Here is an 18,005-nt window from a genome sequence, read left to right on the forward strand (position 1 = left end):
CGCCATGACCACCACATTCCCTCCTTCCTCAAATCCACCGGCCCAAGCCTCCACCGGCGCTGTGGCCTGGCTACGTAAGAATCTTTTTAATAGTATTCCCAACAGCATTCTCAGTGTAGTGCTGCTGGGAACCCTGGCCTGGTTTGTGCTGAGTTTTGTTAAGTGGGCTACGACGACGGCGAAATGGACCGTTATCCCAGCGAACTGGCCGCTCTATTTCGTGGGTCGTTATCCTGCGGATCAGCACTGGCGACTATGGGCAATACTGGCGCTGATTGGCATTCTCAGTGGCCTTAGCTGGGGTATTCTGTCGCGCAATGTAGCGAAGCTGTATGGTTATGGGCCACTGGCTGTTATTGGGGTAGCCGCTTTGTTTGCGGTCATTATGCCAACACCTGTGCTGTACCGTGTGGCACTGCTTGCGGTCATTGGTCTGCTAGTAGCCTCCGCCTGGGTTGGGCAGCAGATGGGGCGCTCACAACCCGAATTTGGGAAATGGGTGTCGTTTGCCTGGATGGCTTCTTTCTTTGTGGTGATGTGGCTACTGGCTGGTGGTTTAGGCTTGAAGCCTGTTTCCACGAACAACTGGGGTGGTCTGACGCTGACCCTGTTTGTGTCAGTCGTTAGCATTTTGCTGTGTTTCCCCCTGGGAGTTTTGCTAGCTCTGGGACGGCAAAGTTCCTTGCCGGTCATTCGTTTGTTGTCGGTGCTGTACATCGAAATTATTCGAGGGGTACCACTGATTGCCATTCTGTTCATTGGCCAGAACATGATCCCGTTGTTCCTGCCGCAGGGAATTCGTCCAGCAAACGTACTGCGAGCCATTATTGGATTAACGCTGTTCAGTGCGGCCTATCTGGCTGAAAACGTGCGAGGTGGTTTGCAAGCGATTCCCCGAGGACAGGTAGAAGCGGCAAATGCCCTGGGCTTAAATCCTGCTCTCGCCACCGCGTTGATTGTGTTGCCCCAGGCCCTTAAGATTTCGATTCCGGCTATTGTGGGTCAGTTTATTAGTTTGTTTCAAGACACCACGCTTCTATCCATTGTTTCGATTTTGGAGCTGTTGGGTATTAGCCGTGCCATTCTGGCAAACCCCAATTTTATTGGGCGATACTGGGAGGTTTACCTCTTTATCGGAGCGATTTTCTGGGTGTTTTGTTATTTGATGTCGCTCGCGAGCCGTCGCTTAGAGCGCTCCTTAAACACAGGAAGATAAAGGCTCAAATGGTACGCCTCATGATGATCTGGTGTGATTGTTAACATTTCCTAGCGCTTCGTCACGCTATGGTAGTGCATATTATCTTTTTTGAAGATGGTCTGCCTGTGACACTTTTCTAAAAGTGCATCATTCAGCTTTTGAAGTGGACGTTATACCACGTCGAATGGGGTTTCAAAATTTTCAGGTTGGGCAGTCGCCGCTTAATGGACAGGAGATTCTAAAACAATGGCGCAATATCAAGCAGAGACAGTAAACGGTTCGACTCCCCCAGATAATGCTGGGCCGATGATTATCGCCCAGGATGTTGAGAAGTGGTACGACAATAATTTTCATGTGCTACGCGGCGTCAGCCTGACGGTACCGAAGGGCGAGGTGCTCGTCGTGATGGGACCATCGGGTTCTGGTAAATCCACCTTCATCCGTACCTTTAATGCTCTGGAATCCTACCAGAAGGGAAAGATTGTGGTGGATGGCATTCACCTTTCCCATGATGTGCGGAACATTGAAGCCATTCGTCAGGAAGTGGGAATGGTGTTTCAGCAGTTCAACCTGTTTCCCCACCTGTCAGTGCTGCAAAATGTGATGCTGGCTCCTATTTGGGTACGCCGTTGGCCCAAGGCAAAAGCTGAGGAGGTGGCCCTGCAATTGTTAGAACGGGTGGGTATTCTGGAGCAAGCAAAGAAGTTTCCCGGCCAGCTTTCGGGGGGGCAACAGCAACGGGTGGCGATCGCTCGTGCTCTTGCTATGCAGCCCAAGGTCATGCTTTTCGACGAACCCACTTCCGCCCTCGACCCCGAAATGGTGCGAGAAGTGTTGGATGTCATGCGTAGCCTGGCTAAATCTGGGATGACCATGGTGGTTGTAACCCACGAGGTTGGCTTTGCCCGTGAGGTTGCTGACCGCGTTGTTCTTATGGCCGACGGTCTTATTGTTGAAGAAGGAACTCCCGAAGCCTTCTTCAATAACCCGCGAGAAGAACGAACCCAAAAGTTTCTCTCGCAGATTCTATAGCATTACACGCTTAGAACCAGGACAGGTTGTTTTTGAAAAGCCGTGCGAACATGGCTTTTCAAAAACAACCTGTCCTAAAAAGATAAAGGCAGAGCGTGGGAGTGAATCCTCACGCTCTGCCTTTATCAGAACCAGGACTTACGCATTCTTGTTGTGTGGTGTGCTTCGCACACCACACAACAAGAATGCACTAAACGTCGTGAACCTGCGTAAGTCCTAAGAATAAAATTATTGAAACAGCCTAACGGTTCACCCCTGAAAAATGAAAGGGATTGAAATTGGTTTCTGTATCGTAAAAATCCTCATTTTCCTGGCGCTTTAACCAACCCGTAATGGCGTAAGTAATCGGTGTGAAGAGAATTTCGACGCCACACTTAAACAGGTAATTTGAGATCACCAACGTCCAAAGCAGATGACTGGGGAATACACCACTGAAGGCGATCGCGACAAACAATGCCGTATCAACCAATTGCCCCACCAGCGTTGAACTAATAGTTCGTAACCATAACCAGCGGCCTGCGGTTGCGATCTTCAGTTTCGCTAAGGTGAAGGAATTGGAGAATTCACCCGCCAAATAGGCAACCAAACTCGCCATTACAATCCGAGGGGTTTGCCCCAGGATACTCATATAGGCATTCTGCAATGGCCAATCAGCGGCAGGGGGCAGCGCGCCTACAATGGCAAAGGTCGCCGTCATAAGCGCGGCACACAGAAATCCCAGCCAGATCACTTTGCGCGATCGCCCATAGCCATACACCTCTGTCAGGACATCTCCAAAAATGTAGCTAAGGGGGAAAATTAACGTCCCGCCATCAAAGGTAAACGGTCCCAAGACCAAAATTTTGGTGGAGGCGATGTTGGAGATTAGCAGCACCGCAACGAAGAGTGCTGTGACAGTGTCGATATGGCGGTAGGCTTTCATGGGCGATCGCAAGGATGGAATATTGTTTGCAGGGGGTACGTCCCTCATTCAAAATCTATCGTGTGCAGAAACGAAAAATCGTGCTGGTGTTAATCTTTGAGATCGTTAACCAGCACGATGAAGTTTAGATCAGATCAATTTCTAGATTAGCTTAACCAAACGTAAGCCGTAGTAGAGGCCAATAGCAGTACCAGCGGCACCACCCAGCATGACGATGTAGGCGATCGCTCCACCCATAACATTTACTCCATCCAACACGATATTTTCTTATCAATTCTCCATTGAATCATGTTGTGGGCATGGATAACCAGGTTTTGTGTCAGCAATTCTCAGCTTTGAAGCCCGAAAATAGCCCGCCTTCGGCGGGCTATTTTCGGGTTGGATTCCAAAATAGATATGGCCTGAGGTGATTAGGATTGAGCCCGCACCTGACGATTGTGGCGATCCAGAAACTTCAACTGTTGATAGAGCATCTCGATGCGCGGCAAGCTGACGCCGCCTGACATAGCCGTGCGGAGAGGACTGCCATACATCGCTTCTACTTCTAAGGGGCGCTTTTCGTCGTAGTCAATTTTCATGCTGGTACGGTAGGGTTTCATGGCATCGGTGTGATCCAGCATGACTTGCAGAAACTCATCAGGGATATGGCGTCCCTGGGTTGCGGCTCCCTGCTGTACTTCTTCCATCAAACGGATGGCTAAAGCCCGAGCGTAGAGGTCTTGCATGATGTAGTCCGTCGTGGCATCGAGCACAACCGATAGACCATTGAACGGAATATTCCACATCAGTTTCTTCCAGCGGGCCAGCACCAGATCCTCGGCCATTTCAATGGGAATGCCCGCTTGTTCAAAGTCGGCAGCAATGGTTTTGAGGCGATCGCTCACCCCGCCAGGCGAATTGTCCCCTGTATATTCTCCCATCGTGATTTTCTTATAATCCAGATGGTTAATGTGCCCTGGCCCTGCTTTATTGGAGCAGAGGAAACAAAGGCCACCGATGACGCGATCGCTCCCAACAATTCTGGCTGCTTCTGCTTCGACTCCGAGGCCGTTCTGCAACACTAACACCACACCATCCGGCTTCACAATAGGCGGCAGTATTTCTTTCAAGAGGTGATTTTGCGTTGTTTTTAAGGCCACGATGACGACATCACAGGCCGGCATATCCGCGGCGTTACTGTAGGCATTGACCTGAGGCAATACAAAGTTGCCATCCGGAGAGTCTACTTTCAAGCCGTGAATTTTTACATGCTCATAATCACGGTTAAGCAGGTAATGCAACTCCATCCCTGCCTGTTGCAACCGTGCTCCGTAGAAGCCGCCCAGTGCTCCTGTGCCGACCACGGCGTAACGAAATTTGGATGTATTGGTGGTGGTCATAACGGCTCCTGGATACGAATGCGCAGGTGAATGGAATGTATAACGGTTTGTGCGGGGAAAATGACCCCGAAAAATAGATGATGAAACATTCTCTAAGATACAGACAGCACGGCATCTCGGAAAAGACATCACATATCATCAGCATTCCCAGTCGCAGCGAGGAAGCTGTGTTGAGTCTTATGCCAATTCATCGAACTTCATAACAGGTATGCTCAACCTACCGGTCTGGGTATCTGCCACAATCGCAATCTAATCTAGTTCAACCAGTCGTAAATTTAGATAGGGTTTACGGACGTAGGGGGCTTAGCACCCATACTCGCAAGCTCTACCTAAATTTATGACCCAAGCGACTCGGGTCTGTGCTCATGCCCACCATCACGGACATTCTTCACCAGCAAGTTGAACTTCGTCCTCATAACCCTGCGATCCTTGATCCCGCTTGTAACCAATTCCTTAGCTTTGCCGAACTGGAAGGCGCCTCAATTCAGGTCGCGGCTCGTTTACTGCAAGACGGATTACAGCCAGGGGACACCGTGCTGATTTTTCAGCCCATGTCGGCGAAGCTCTACATTGTTCTACTTGCCCTATTTCGATTGGGCCTTGTGGCAATGTTTGTTGATCCATCTGCGGGGCGATCGCACCTGGAACAGTGTTGTGCGATCGCTCCACCTCAGGCCCTCATCGCCAGCCCCAAAGCTCACCTGCTTCGCCTCACCTCCTCCACCCTGCGCCAAATTCCCCGCCACTACTCCACCGGCTTCACTCTTCCCCAAACCCCCGCCCTAAACCTGGAACGTGCCGCTGATTCATTGGATGTGGAGTATCCAATGAATCAACTTCTACAGCCTTCCACGCCTGCTCTCCTTACCTTCACGAGCGGTAGTACCGGTCAGCCCAAAGCTGCGCTTCGTACCCATGGATTTCTGCTGGCGCAACACCGTGTCCTCGCCGATAGTCTGTCCCTCACTCCTGATACCATCGACCTCTCCACCCTGCCCATTTTTGTATTGGCGAACCTGGCTTCCGGTGTGACGAGCTTGATTCCCAATGTTGATTTACGCTATCCCGGTAAAATTGATGCGGCACGAGTGATGCAGCAGATCCAACGCTACCGCCCTGTAAGCACAGCCGCTTCACCTGCGTTTTTGGATCGGCTGGCAGACTATGCTGAATCTTACAGGGATGACAGAATCGAACTTTTATCGAGTTTCCAACGCATTTTCAGCGGTGGCGCACCTGTTTTTCCTGATCTACTGGAACGCCTACAGCGGCTTGTACCCGACGCTACCGTCACGGCTGTGTATGGCTCAACCGAAGCAGAACCGATCGCCCATATTGACTTTGCGGAGATTCAGGAGGGCGATCGCCAGGCCATGCAACAGGGCAGTGGGCTGCTGGCTGGGCCTCCGGTGTCACAGATTCAACTGCGCATTTTGAAATTTCAATGGGGAACACCCATTTTGCCACTGACCCAGATAGCGTTCGATGCGCAGTGCCTATCGTCCGGCGAGATTGGCGAGATTGTGGTGAGTGGCGACCATGTGCTGTCCGGCTATTGGCAGGGGCAGGGAGATGCCGAAACAAAATTTCGAGTGGATGATGTGCCATGGCATCGGACAGGAGATGCCGGATACAAGGATGCTCAGGGTCGAGTCTGGCTACTAGGTCGATGCAGCGCTCGCATTGAGGATGATCGAGGAACGCTTTATCCTTTTGCGGTAGAAGCCGCCGTGCGTCAGTACCCTCAAGTTCGTCGCAGTGCTCTGGTGAGCTATCAAGGAAAACGGCTGCTCGCTGTGGAGTGGGCACAGGAAGGGGATATAGAGGTACTGCGATCGCAACTGGCATGGGCAGGAGTCGAGGAGGTGCGATCGCTTAAAATTCCTGTCGATCGCCGCCACAATGCCAAGGTCGATTACCCCACTTTATATAACAAGCTATAGCTGCTATTTACGTTAGGACAAAAAGGGTGGGGCGGCGCAATGCGCCGCCCCACCCTTTTTGTCCTAACGTAATGGCTATGGGAGAGCGCTGTCACCAAATCAAAGGAAACAAACGGGTACTGGATTGCTGGTAAGCAGCAAAGTCAGGATATTTCGCCGCCATAGATTGTTCTTTTTGGGTAATACGCTGCAGATATAGAAGAAAAATTACACCCGGCAATAAGAAAGCCCATACTGAACCAGAAATAACGCTGAAGCTGGTGTATCGCATTAAATCCCCAAGGTAATTCACGTGGCGCACAGAACGCCAGATACCATCATTGACCAGACTGGCTCCCATATCCTTAGCGATCATTTTCTGAACATCAGCAGCAGTATTGATCAGAGTTCCAAAAATATAGAGAGGCAGTGCGACTGCGACTGCACCGTATGGAATGGGATTGGGGTTGATAAATGTGAAGTAACCTGGCAGAGCGTAAAACACACCTACAAATAATAGGACAACTAGAAATGTAGCCAGCCCAATCTTGTCCGTGAAGATTTGCTGACGGCGTTGGGGAAACAACCATTGCTCAAGTAACCACCAACCGCAATAACTGATGTGTAGACAGAGATAAATAACTTGCCTCTGATCGTGAATGCCATAAATCAGGGCTAAGGTAATGAGACATAGAATGGTAATAGCCTTAGCAACATTGATCGCGGTTAGTTGAGTAACTTGCAAGCCAAGTGATGGTGTTGATGTTTGCATACGTCCGATAAGAGCTTGTTCTTAAATTAACTTAAGGCGGTAGTTACTGTCCTAGGCCTATGTGAGCAGCACAACATTTTAGGTTTTATGCTGCAACTGAATTGAGTTACTTGTAGACTCAAATAGTGTAATTGGATACGTTGTAAGCCATCACTCAGATACTTTAAATCCTTGACTTTGAATTGATAGAGCGTGAATACACCAAGGGTTTGAGCAAAAAATCAAAAACATTTTCAACAAAAATATGGACAATTTCAAGATTTAGATGTTAAGGTTTTAGGCAACTGAATAAGTCAGCCTAATTTAGACGTCTCTTGTCCTTAAAGGGCAGAGGCAGAAAAAGCGGGGGAACCAAGCTCATGTAGCTCGTGGGGCGTATCTGCGGAGATTGCAGAGGGGTATCTCTCAACCCTAGCCCGTCAGCTAACCTCGTAGGCATTGAGAGAAGACAGAGCGATCGCTCCAGGAAAAGGTTTATCTTCCTTTCACCTGTAGTGCCAGTTTCATCTTCTTTAGTGACGTTCAGTTACGACGATAACTGCTCCTCTCGCTTGAAGTGAGGCACTCTGCTTATGCCATTACTGCTGAATCTGGCAGTCGATGCCAGCAACGTAGTTGCACGTCAGTTTCGTGCTGTTTTTCTGCGGGAAAAAGTCCTGCTACCTCTGCTAGGTTTTGCAATTCTGATTGCGTTTTGGTGGTTGCTGGCAACGATACGTAGCGAGATTATGCCAACTCCATGGCAAGCGTTGGTGGAGAACTGGGATTATATTTCGCATCCCTTCTACCGTCGTGGCCCAGGGGATTTAGGGATTGGATGGTTGCTCATTGCAAGTATTCGCCGTGTTCTCATTGGCTTTACTTTGGGAGCATTGGTTGCCATCCCCTTCGGCTTTTTAATTGGGCTCTATCGTCCTGCTATGCTGGCGTTAAATCCCATTATCCAAATATTGAAACCGGTGTCTCCGTTGGCATGGTTGCCGATTGCGCTAGCCATCTTTAACCTGGCAAATCCCTCTGCTATTTTCGTTATTTTTATTACGTCGCTGTGGTCAACCATTATTAATACGGCTCTGGGTGTATCCAGTATCCCGCAAGACTATGTGGACGTGTCCCGGATGCTTGAGATGCCTCGCTGGCGACAATTAATTAAAGTGGTGTGGCCCGCAAGTTTGCCCTATATCTTCACCGGATTGCGCATCAGTTTAGGAGTTGCCTGGTTGGTGATTGTGGCGGTGGAAATGTTGACGGGGGGTATTGGGATTGGATTTTTCGTGTGGGATGAGTGGAGTCGGTTGAATCTTAGCTCCGTGTTCCTTGCCGTTGTGGTAATTGGCTTAACAGGATTGGTGCTGGATTGGATACTGACTAAGATTCAAGAGCTTGTGACCCGTCGACCTGCGCGTTCTTAACTGCTGGTTGAATCGATCCTTCTTAATGCCGATCCAGAATCGAATCTTCTCAGCCTCTTAGAAACGCTGTCCCATCACTGAAATTTTGAGCACTGCGTATGAGTAACCGCAATCGTTGGACGCGGCGAGACTTCCTCATCGCCGCAGGGGCAACCGCCGCTGGAGTTGGAATATTTTCGGCTGATGTGAACGGCGATCGCTCTCCTGCCACCTTCAGTTCGGAAGCGTTGGCTGTGGAACCTGTCGTCGATCCCAGCACACTTGAAAAGCCAAATCTGACGGTAGGCTATGTACCAGTGAATGACTGTGCGCCATTTGCGATCGCCTGGAAGAAAGGTTTCTTTCGCAAATATGGGCTGACTGTGCGCCTCAGTCGGGAAGCCAGTTGGGCAACATCCCGTGATGGCGTCGTGTTTGGCCGGCTAGATGCGGCTCCCGTTGTGTCAGGGGCCGTCACTAATGCCCGTACAGGGGCAGAGGGTGCCCGGCACGCACCGCTCTGTGCTGCTATGACAATTCACCGTCACGGCAATTCTCTCACCATGAACAAGGCCATGTGGGAATCCGGAGTGCGTCCGTGGCATGAATACAACGGGGACTTGGAAGCCTTTGGGCGCGATTTCCATCGCTATTTCACGAGCGTTCCACCCAGTCAGCGGGTAATGGCGGTGGTGTTGAGCTCTGCCATTTACGAATACTTTGTGCGGTACCTGATTGCTGCCGTTGGTATCAACCCCATGGAAGAATTCCGCATTATCATCGTGCCGCCGCCCCAAATGGTGAGCAACATGCGGATTGGTGCCATGCAGGCCTATATGGTAGCCGAGCCCTGGAATACCCGTGCCATCAAAGGAAATGACGGTATTGGCTTTACCTTTGCCCAGGGACGGGAGATCTGGCGGGGGCATCCCGATCGCCTCCTAGCTGTACAGGAATCATTTATCAATGAAAATCCCAAAACTTATCGCTCCTTGGTGAAAGCGATGATTGAAGCCTGCCGCTATTGCAGCAATCCACAAAACCGGGAGGAAGTCGCCAAGCTCATTTCGGAGCGTTCTTTTACAGGTGCTAAGGAAAAGCTGACACGTCCGGCGATTATGGGTGAGTACGACTATGGCGGGTTTGATAACCAGAAACGGGTGATTAGCGAACCTGATGAAACCACTATTTTCTTTGATACTCCTGATTCGTTGGCTCAGGCGGCAGGTGGAATACCCAACATCCATTCCACCTTCTTGTGGCAATCCCAAAGCCTCTGGTTAATGACCCAGGCCGTACGCTGGGGGCAGATTCCCGCTGTGCCCACGAATGCTGAGCAGATCGCTCGTCAGGCCTGGCGCACTGATCTCTATCGTGAGATTGCAGCAGAGCTAGATATTGAGTGCCCGGCAGAGGATTACAAAGTGGAACCTGGTGCCTTATTTATTGATAATAAATCCTTTGATCCAAGCGATCCAGAAGGTTACCTCGCCAGTTTTGAGATCCGGGCTAACGGACCAAAATCTATCTATTTGTCCTAGCGAGGGCAACCTCATCAGCTTTGATCGCGCCAATCAATCGACGACTACCCCTTGTCTTCGCAGGAGTATTGCCATGACGCATTCTTTCACACAACTGCCCGTTGAGACCAATACCTCTTCTCAATCCCCGGCCTTTCTCGAAATCGAAAATCTCGTCAAGGCATTTCCAAATACTCATCGCGGACATACGGTGGTGCTCGATCAGATAAATCTGACGCTGGGAGAGCAGGAATTTGTTTCGATTGTGGGTCACTCTGGTTGCGGCAAATCCACGCTGTTACGCCTAGTAGCGGGTTTGGAAAAGCCAAGCTCAGGTAGCATTCGGCTGGAAGGGCAACCCATCCGCAAACCGGGTTCCGAGCGCATGATGGTGTTCCAGCAGTACTGCCTGCTGCCCTGGCTGACTGTCCGTCAGAACATTCGTCTGGCCGTAGATGAGGTGTTTGAAACCCTGCGGCCTGCTGAGAAGTCAGAGATTGTGAATGACCACCTGGCAATGGTAAACCTGACCGCCGCTGCCGATAAATACCCGGATCAATTATCGGGTGGGATGAAGCAGCGGGTTGGCATTGCCCGCGCTCTGGCAGTACGTCCAAAAATGTTACTGATGGATGAGCCTTTTGGTGCGCTCGATGCCCTCACCCGAGGTAAACTGCAACAGCAGGTGCTCAACATCTGGGAGAGCCAGCGGCAGGCGGTGATGATGATTACCCACGACATTGATGAAGCGATTTATATGAGCGATCGCATCATCCTGATGACCAATGGCCCCGCTGCCACTATTGGTGAAGTCATCGAAGTGCCATTCCCCCACCCCCGCAACCGTGACCAGATCCGCCACGACCCGCTGTATGGCGAGATCCACGCCCGTGCTCTGGATTTTCTTTATCACCGCTTCGACAAAAACGACTAAGTTTTCCGAAATCAAGACTTACCAAGTTGTAGCTTGAGTTTGGGGTAGTAGCCCTGACAACAACGAAGACTGTTGTTGGGTTTCTCACTCCTCTGCTCAACCTGTGACTTTCAATTTTCCCTGTGACGAGGGCGTGCTGCTTCACCAGTACGCCCTTTTCTTTTCTCTGCCCGAATCCGTAGCTGCAAAGCACCAACGGATTCGGGCGATAGGCTAACTTTAGAGGACGCCTTTGGAGCTGGGGATCGCATTGGCACGGCGAGGATCGATTTCAACGGCCATGCGGAGCGATCGCGCGAAGGCTTTGAAGGTCGCCTCGATGATGTGGTGAGAGTTAATCCCATCCAATTGGCGAATATGTAGGGTGAGTTGGGCGTGGTTGACGATCGCGACAAAAAACTCCCGTACTAACTGCGTGTCGTAGGTTCCAACCCGTTGCGTGGGGATCTCCAGCCCGTAGCTGAGGTGAGGGCGACCAGAAAAATCAAGGGCAACTTGCACTAAGGACTCGTCCAGGGGGGCGACAAAGTGGCCGAAGCGGGTAATGCCTTTGCGATCGCCCAATGCTTGCGCTAAAGCCATTCCCAACGTGATCCCCACATCCTCATTGGTGTGGTGGTCGTCGATGTGGGTGTCGCCTACAGCTCGTACATCCAGGTCAATTAACCCGTGAGAGGCAATCTGATCCAGCATGTGATCTAGGAAGGGAACGCCGGTTTCTGCGTGGCAGGTGCCCTGGCCGTCCAGGTTGAGGCTAACCTGTACGTCCGTTTCTTTTGTTTTGCGGCTGACGGAGGCGGTACGGGCAGGCCGGTCTAGATCAATAGCGGAGGATTGGCGATCGCGGGTTTGCATAGAAATCAGTTTCCAAAAAGCATTAGTTCAATTATTCCGCACGCTTTGTAAAGCGGCATGGCCGGTCCCAATTAGGAGGCGCAGAGCCTCCAGGGGGCATGGGTGTTAGGTATGACAATGGGGGGCGATCGCACTTCTAGAAATAGATTCTCGAGCTATTTAGAATCTATCTCCATTCCCCCTGCTCCCCTGCTCCCTTGGCCCCCTGTCTCAACACCTACATCCCCATAATCTCGTAACCCGAATCCACGTAGATAATCTGGCCTGTGATGCCACTTGCTAGAGGGCTACACAGAAATGCTGCAGCATTTCCGACCTCCTCTTGCGTAACTGTGCGGCGTAGAGGGGCAACCTCTTCTACATGACGCATCATATCTAGAATGCCACCGACTGCTGAGGAAGCCAGAGTGCGAATAGGTCCAGCGGAAATGCCGTTCACACGGATATTCTGGGGGCCCATCTCTGAGGCCAGGTAGCGCACATTCATTTCCAGTGCAGCCTTTGCCACCCCCATCATGTTGTAGTTAGGAATGACCTTCACACCGCCCAGGTAAGTCAAGGTCACGACAGAGCCACCCTCTGTCATCAGAGGCTTGGCAGCCCGGCACAGTTGCACCAGGGAGTAGGCACTGACTTCCATCGCCAGATTGAAGTTGCCTCGGGAGACATTGCTAAAGTCGCCAGTCAGGTCTTCTTTGTTGGCAAAGGCCAGGCAGTGAATCAGAATGTCAAGACGACCCCACTTGTCGCGCACGGTGTCGAAGGCGGCAACCACCTGCTCCTCGTTTTGAACGTCACAAGGAACAAAGATAGAGGGGTTCAAAGGCTCAACCAGCTCTCCCACCTTCTTTTCAAAACGGCCCTTCTCGTCGGGCAAATAGGTGATGCCAAGGTTGGCTCCCGCTTTGTGGAGTTGCTGGGCAATGCCCCAGGCGATGGAGCGGTTATTGGCAATGCCAGTTACGAGGGCATTTTTTCCAGTTAAATCCAGCATGGGAATGAGGAGGTATGGAATATAAAGCGCCCTTCAGAATACAAGAAAGAGGGATCGTCGCGATAGGGGGCGGAGAGGAGACTTCGGGAACTCGCTTTTCTGGCTGTCACATCAAGCCAGTAGTAAAGGGAAAGGTTGAGTGCTTTACGCCCAACCTTTCCCTTTACTACTGGCTGCGTACTTCACCCAATTCAGAGCCCTAATTTTGCCGCTAGAAAGCAGCAGCAAAATTTGATTTTTGGGTTGGGAGAGACATGAAATAACAAAGTGCTATGGAGAGATAGCTCATTGTTATTTAATCCGTTCAAAATTTAGTTTTAATAAAAGAATACACTCTGACGAGATATTATTCACTATTAAGTGAATCTCATGGTTCAGGTCTATGGCCTCTGTCTTCTGGCAAATAATGCGATCGCAGCCAATCTACGGCAATATTTTTGGGCACCAGGGGTGTAACTTGAGGTAGTTCGCTCTGTAACGTAATTTTCGATACAAAAACTAGCTCTAAAGTTAGTTTAAGTGTTCTAAAGTCATGATTCGGTCAACTTTTGCTGACTTGAAGCAGGATTTGATTAGCCCCCTCACTACGGTTTAGGCAGGACGAGAGGAATGGTTGTGGCACAAGATAAGCCTCTGGCGGATGTCTTTCGTCAATTAAGTGGTGGTGTTTTCCCGCCGATGGTGGAGACCTTCGACCGTGGCAAAACCATCTTCTTCCCCGGAGACCCGGCAGAGCGTGTGTACTTTTTGTTGAAGGGTGCAGTCAAATTGTCTCGGGTGTATGAAGCCGGGGAAGAGATCACCGTGGCGCTGCTACGGGAAAATAGTGTGTTTGGTGTGTTGTCACTGATTACTGGGCAGCGGGCCGATCGCTTTTACCATGCTGTCGCCTTTACCCCCGCAGAACTGTTGTCAGTGCCCATCGAACAGGTAGAAAAAGCCTTGAAAGAGCACCCAGAGCTATCTATGTTGATGCTAAAGGGTCTGTCATCTCGGATTTTGCAAACAGAAATGATGATTGAAACCCTGGCCCACCGGGATATGGGATCGCGATTGGTCAGCTTCCTGCTCATTCTCTGCCGGGATTTTGGCGTGCCGACCCCGGAGGGGATCACCATCGACCTGAAGTTGTCGCACCAGGCGATCGCCGAGGCCATCGGGTCTACCCGCGTCACCGTTACCCGCCTACTTGGGGAACTCCGGACGGACAAGATGATTTCAATCCACAAGAAAAAAATTACGGTTTACAACCCGGTGGCGTTGAGCCAGCAGTTTACGTAACCCAATTTTATGGAGGAGGGCTGTGAAACAACCCTCCTCCATAAAATTTTGTTTTTCGTTGAGGAAAGATGCACTGCACCCTTCCCTGACAGAGTCTCGTTTCACATCCCGTAATTACACGCAAAACACTCAGCAGAATGCAGTAGGCTGTAGCTGTATTAGACAGAGCCGGGAATGACCACGGGGCTTGTATTAATTGCAGCAATTTTGATTTTAGGGGCGGTAATTGCCACGGTGGGCGATCGCCTTGGGATGCGTGTAGGTAAAGCGCGTCTCAGTTTGTTCAACCTGCGGCCTCGGCAGACGGCCACCCTGATTACTATCCTGACGGGTATCGTGATTTCGGCGGTGACCTTTGGTATCTTGTTTGCGATCAGTGATCAGCTACGGACAGGGGTTTTTGAGCTGGAGCAGATTCAGGATGACCTGGCGACAGCTCGGGAACAGTTGGATCAGGCCCGTACGGAGCAGGAGGAGGTTCAGTCTGAGCGAGATTTGGCATTGAGACAACAGCAACAGGCGCGGCGGCGGCTTCAGGAGACAAATCGAGAGTTACAGCAGGCGATCGCCCAGAGCCAGGCTCGAGAGCAGCGGCTCAAGGAGACGAGCCAACGTCTAAGTTCCACCGAAGCTCAGCTGCAACAGGTAGATGCCAGCTTCCAGGAGGCCCGCGGGCTGCTCCAGAGCGTCACGCAACAGGCCCGTCAGTTACGCAGCGAGATCAACCAGTTGCAGCGCGATCGCAACCAGCAAATTGCCCAACGCGAACAGGAGATCGCCGAACGCGAACAGGAGATTGCCGAACGCGACCGTCAGATTGCCGAACGGGAAGCTCAGTTGAGTACGCTGGAAACTCAGCGCACAATTTTGACTCAGGCAATCGCAGATCTAGATCGCGAGTTCCAGGGGTTACGTCAGGGGAATGTGGCATTGCTTCGTAACCAGCCGTTGAGCGCGAATCTAGTCCGAATTGTTGACCCCGATAGTGCACCTCAGGTCGTGCGGGAGTTACTCCAAAACGCGAACCGGGCCGCTCTGCTACGGCTCATTCCGGGTACAACCACTGTCGATCGTCAGGTGTTAGCCGTCACCTCAAATCAGGTGGAGTCTTTGCTAAATCAATTGAGCGATCGCCAGGAATACGTCGTGCAGGTGCTCTCAGCGGGTAATTACGTGGTGGGAGAGCCCTGTATTTTGGCAGGGGAAGCGTGTATTCAAGTCTTTATTTCAACAGCATTGAATGAGTTGCTATTCCCCAGCAATGCCGTGTTGGCCAGTTCCAATCTTAGCCCTGAGCGGCTCACCGCAGCCCAGCTTACCGAGCAATACTATATTCTGATTCGCACCGCTCAATTCCGCATGCGTCAGGCCGGGGTGTTAACCGACACCCAGTTGCAAATCGCTGATGGGCAGCCCGAAACAGTCGGTCGCTTTTTCCAGGCGTTACAAGAACTGAGTGGTGTGGTCGAGGTGCAAGCCCGCTCTAGAACTCCGATCCTAACGGGTGGCCCTAACCCGATTGTGGTGAACCTGGTAGCCCGCCAAAATGGACAGGACCTTTTTAGTACAGAATCGTTTTAAGGCATGGCTGAATGGAGTATGGTTTTTGGGTGTGTGCGATCGTCGTTTTTACGCCCTTACAGCGCTTTTCAAGCGCTTAAAATCTGGTTGTTTTTGTGAGAGCCGCGCTCCGCGCGGCTCTCACAAAAACAACCGTGGCTGATTCAAGCGCAAAGCGTTGTAAAAAATTGTTGTCGCAAACATACCCGGCTATGACCGAAGCAAATCATTTCTATATTCTCGGATTTGACCCTGGCCGGGATAAGTGTGGTGTTGCCGTCCGAAGTGCCGCTGGGCTAATTGTCGAGCATCAGGTCATTCCGGCAGGAGAGGCGATCGCCATCCTCCAAACCCTTTGCCAGCGCTACCCCATTGCTCAAATTGTCTTAGGTAACCAGACGACTGCCAAGCAATGGCAGAGAGAGGTGCAACGGGCACTACCCGACATAGCGATCGCCCTGGTCGACGAACGCTACAGTACCCTGGAGGCGCGCGATCGCTACTGGCAGATGTACCCGCCCCAGGGCTTGCAAAAGCTAATGCCGCAGAGCTTACGCCAAATTTCCCGGCCGATTGACGACATCGTAGCGATTTTGTTAATTGAGCGGTATCTGCAAGCCCAGACATAAAAAGAGGGGGCTGACCAGTGTCAGCCCCCTCTTTTTATGAATTTAGCGAGTCTTGAAGGCTTCGTCGAAGCGACGGGTAATGGGTTCCATTAGGAAAGTCAGAACGGAGCGCTGGCGGGTTACGATTTCGGCAGTCGCAGCCATACCGGGTACCAGTTCTACATCGCGATCGCGCACCCGTACCACATTACGGCTGAGGCGAACTTGAGCCGAGAATACAGGCCCTAATTTTTCATCAATGGTGGCATTCGGGCTAACCCGAATGACTTCTCCTTCGATGGTGCCAAACTCCTGGAATGGAAACGTGGCCAGTTTCACCTTAGCTCGCATGCCCGGCTCAATAAAGCCGATGTCCCGGTTCAGTACCTTCACATCTAGCATCAGATTGCCACCCTCTGGCAGGATGGAGAGCAACTCTTCACCGGGTTGGGTGGTGCCTTCGGCCAAACTGGTACGCAGATTGTAGATGGTGCCATTAATAGGGGCGCGGATGACATCCTGATCCCCCTGGCGGGTGGCCTGCCGCAGTTGGCCCTCCACATTGCTCAGTTCTTCCCGGCGACGGGTCAGCTGGCTGAGAATTTCGCTCTGACGTTCAGAACCGAGACGGCTGACCGTATCCTGAGCACCCCGGAAGCCCTCTTCGGCTTGTCGGATCTGCTGTTGCTGAGCCGCAATATCTTGCTGTAAAGAGGCTACCTGGTCCTGAGCCTGGGTCAGGCGATCCTTGGCTTCCAAATAGTCAAAGCGAGGAACCGCGCCATTGCTGGGGTCGGCCAGTTCCCGCATGCCTGCCTCACGCTCCTGAGCATTGGTTAAGGTCGTTCGCGCATTGGCCAGGTTTTCTTGAAGCCGGACGAGACGGGTACGAGCTTCAGCGATCGCCGAAGCTTGCCGACTGGCTTCTGCCGCTGCCGTCCCCCGTTTGGCCTCATACTCCTGCAAGCGAGAAGCTAACAGTTGATCTTGAATCGGCGTACCAGAATCAGACTGCCCTGTGCGCTCTGCTTCCAGGCGAGCAATATCCTGGCGGATGAGCTTGGCAACCCCTTCCAACCGCTCTACCTCAGCATTGGAAACAGCCGCATCTTGTTCGATGAGAATATCGCCCTTTTGGACGCGATCGCCCTCCTTCACCAAAATGCGTTCAATCTGCCCTCCCTGGAGAGCCTGGACGGGACGGATTTGCTGACTGGGTACTAGCTCACCCTGGGTGACAGCGACCTCATCTACTTTACTGAAGTGTGCCCAGCCAATGGCACTGGCCACAATAACCGTGAGGCTACCCGCCAGCAGTCGTAGATAGAGCGGGGGCAATTCCTGAACGGCCTTGCCTAATTCATAGGAAAGATAGTCCTCCGGCGTGGCAAACTGCTGCCGCGTTTGTCGGGCTTGTGCCGGAGAGGACGGTCGAATGGAATCGGTCATGACAACCCTGTAAAAGTGGGGGATGGTTGTAAAAGGGCTGATATCTCGTAGGTCACACACGAAATATCAAGATTGGTGGAACGGTCGTAAAAAGAATTAATATCTCGTACGCATTGCGCACGAGATATCAGGGTGGGTGAAATGCCCATAAGCAGAGACTAATATGTCGTACGCCATGCGTACGACAT

General features: G+C 51.5%; 16 protein-coding genes and 1 riboswitch. Of the genes, 9 read left to right on the top strand and 7 right to left on the bottom strand.

Going from position 1 to position 18,005, the window contains the following annotated elements:
* The first annotated feature begins 4 nt into the window (after window positions 1–4).
* Together H6F91_RS19085 and H6F91_RS19090 are read left to right on the top strand one after the other, a co-directional pair.
* On the top strand, window positions 5–1,216 hold the full coding sequence (locus H6F91_RS19085) for an amino acid ABC transporter permease (RefSeq protein WP_190771568.1): 1,212 nt from the start codon (window positions 5–7) through the stop codon (window positions 1,214–1,216).
* A gap of 228 nt (window positions 1,217–1,444) precedes the next feature.
* A complete protein-coding gene (locus H6F91_RS19090; RefSeq protein ID WP_277874408.1) occupies window positions 1,445–2,230 on the top strand; it encodes an amino acid ABC transporter ATP-binding protein in 786 nt (261 codons plus the stop codon).
* A 241-nt stretch (window positions 2,231–2,471) separates the two neighbouring features.
* Here H6F91_RS19090 and H6F91_RS19095 read toward each other — a convergent pair whose 3' ends face one another.
* The 3 genes from H6F91_RS19095 to H6F91_RS19105 form a co-directional block, all read right to left on the bottom strand.
* Window positions 2,472–3,152 (bottom strand): queuosine precursor transporter, encoded by a 681-nt coding sequence (locus H6F91_RS19095; protein WP_190771578.1) that lies wholly within the window; start codon window positions 3,150–3,152, stop codon window positions 2,472–2,474.
* Window positions 3,153–3,293: 141 nt separating this feature from the next.
* A complete protein-coding gene (locus tag H6F91_RS19100) occupies window positions 3,294–3,389 on the bottom strand; it encodes a cytochrome b6-f complex subunit PetL (RefSeq protein ID WP_190771577.1) in 96 nt (31 codons plus the stop codon).
* 173 nt (window positions 3,390–3,562) lie between these two features.
* Window positions 3,563–4,531: a putative 2-dehydropantoate 2-reductase gene (locus H6F91_RS19105; RefSeq protein ID WP_190771567.1), complete on the bottom strand. Its 969-nt coding sequence runs from the start codon at window positions 4,529–4,531 to the stop codon at window positions 3,563–3,565.
* A gap of 365 nt (window positions 4,532–4,896) precedes the next feature.
* Between H6F91_RS19105 and H6F91_RS19110 the strand changes: the two genes are divergently transcribed.
* Window positions 4,897–6,474, top strand: coding sequence for an AMP-binding protein (locus H6F91_RS19110; RefSeq protein ID WP_190771566.1), 1,578 nt, complete (start codon window positions 4,897–4,899; stop codon window positions 6,472–6,474).
* A 91-nt stretch (window positions 6,475–6,565) separates the two neighbouring features.
* On the opposite strand, the gene H6F91_RS19115 is transcribed toward H6F91_RS19110, so the two are convergent.
* Complete coding sequence (locus H6F91_RS19115; RefSeq protein ID WP_190771565.1) at window positions 6,566–7,225, bottom strand: DUF1295 domain-containing protein; 660 nt, start codon at window positions 7,223–7,225, stop codon at window positions 6,566–6,568.
* A gap of 285 nt (window positions 7,226–7,510) precedes the next feature.
* Window positions 7,511–7,677: riboswitch (cyclic di-AMP (ydaO/yuaA leader) on the top strand.
* A gap of 120 nt (window positions 7,678–7,797) precedes the next feature.
* On the opposite strand from H6F91_RS19115, the gene ntrB reads away from it, so the two are divergent.
* The 3 genes from ntrB (at window position 7,798) to H6F91_RS19130 (ending at window position 11,070) form a co-directional block, all read left to right on the top strand.
* Window positions 7,798–8,637: a nitrate ABC transporter permease gene (gene ntrB, locus H6F91_RS19120; RefSeq protein WP_190771564.1), complete on the top strand. Its 840-nt coding sequence runs from the start codon at window positions 7,798–7,800 to the stop codon at window positions 8,635–8,637.
* Window positions 8,638–8,735: 98 nt separating this feature from the next.
* Complete coding sequence (locus tag H6F91_RS19125) at window positions 8,736–10,157, top strand: CmpA/NrtA family ABC transporter substrate-binding protein (RefSeq protein ID WP_190771563.1); 1,422 nt, start codon at window positions 8,736–8,738, stop codon at window positions 10,155–10,157.
* 73 nt (window positions 10,158–10,230) lie between these two features.
* Window positions 10,231–11,070, top strand: coding sequence for an ABC transporter ATP-binding protein (locus tag H6F91_RS19130; RefSeq protein ID WP_190771562.1), 840 nt, complete (start codon window positions 10,231–10,233; stop codon window positions 11,068–11,070).
* A gap of 219 nt (window positions 11,071–11,289) precedes the next feature.
* Here H6F91_RS19130 and hisB read toward each other — a convergent pair whose 3' ends face one another.
* The gene (hisB, locus tag H6F91_RS19135) at window positions 11,290–11,925 is read right to left on the bottom strand and encodes an imidazoleglycerol-phosphate dehydratase HisB (RefSeq protein WP_190771561.1); all 636 of its coding nucleotides are present in this window, start codon (window positions 11,923–11,925) and stop codon (window positions 11,290–11,292) included.
* Window positions 11,926–12,142: 217 nt separating this feature from the next.
* Entirely contained in the window at window positions 12,143–12,919 is a 777-nt protein-coding gene (gene fabI / locus H6F91_RS19140) for an enoyl-ACP reductase FabI (protein WP_190771560.1), read from the bottom strand.
* A 609-nt stretch (window positions 12,920–13,528) separates the two neighbouring features.
* On the opposite strand from fabI, the gene ntcA reads away from it, so the two are divergent.
* The 3 genes from ntcA (at window position 13,529) to H6F91_RS19155 (ending at window position 16,389) form a co-directional block, all read left to right on the top strand.
* Entirely contained in the window at window positions 13,529–14,200 is a 672-nt protein-coding gene (gene ntcA, locus H6F91_RS19145; RefSeq protein WP_190771559.1) for a global nitrogen regulator NtcA, read from the top strand.
* A gap of 174 nt (window positions 14,201–14,374) precedes the next feature.
* Entirely contained in the window at window positions 14,375–15,781 is a 1,407-nt protein-coding gene (locus H6F91_RS19150; RefSeq protein ID WP_190771558.1) for a DUF3084 domain-containing protein, read from the top strand.
* A gap of 191 nt (window positions 15,782–15,972) precedes the next feature.
* Window positions 15,973–16,389, top strand: a complete 417-nt coding sequence (locus tag H6F91_RS19155; protein WP_190771557.1) for a pre-16S rRNA-processing nuclease YqgF — start codon at window positions 15,973–15,975, stop codon at window positions 16,387–16,389.
* Between the two features lie 42 nt (window positions 16,390–16,431).
* Here H6F91_RS19155 and H6F91_RS19160 read toward each other — a convergent pair whose 3' ends face one another.
* Window positions 16,432–17,817, bottom strand: coding sequence for an HlyD family type I secretion periplasmic adaptor subunit (locus H6F91_RS19160; RefSeq protein ID WP_190771556.1), 1,386 nt, complete (start codon window positions 17,815–17,817; stop codon window positions 16,432–16,434).
* Between the last annotated feature and the right edge of the window lie 188 nt (window positions 17,818–18,005).

It is taken from the genome of Leptolyngbya sp. FACHB-8, from assembly GCF_014695575.1.
Classification (GTDB): Bacteria; Cyanobacteriota; Cyanobacteriia; order Elainellales; family Elainellaceae; genus Vacuolonema.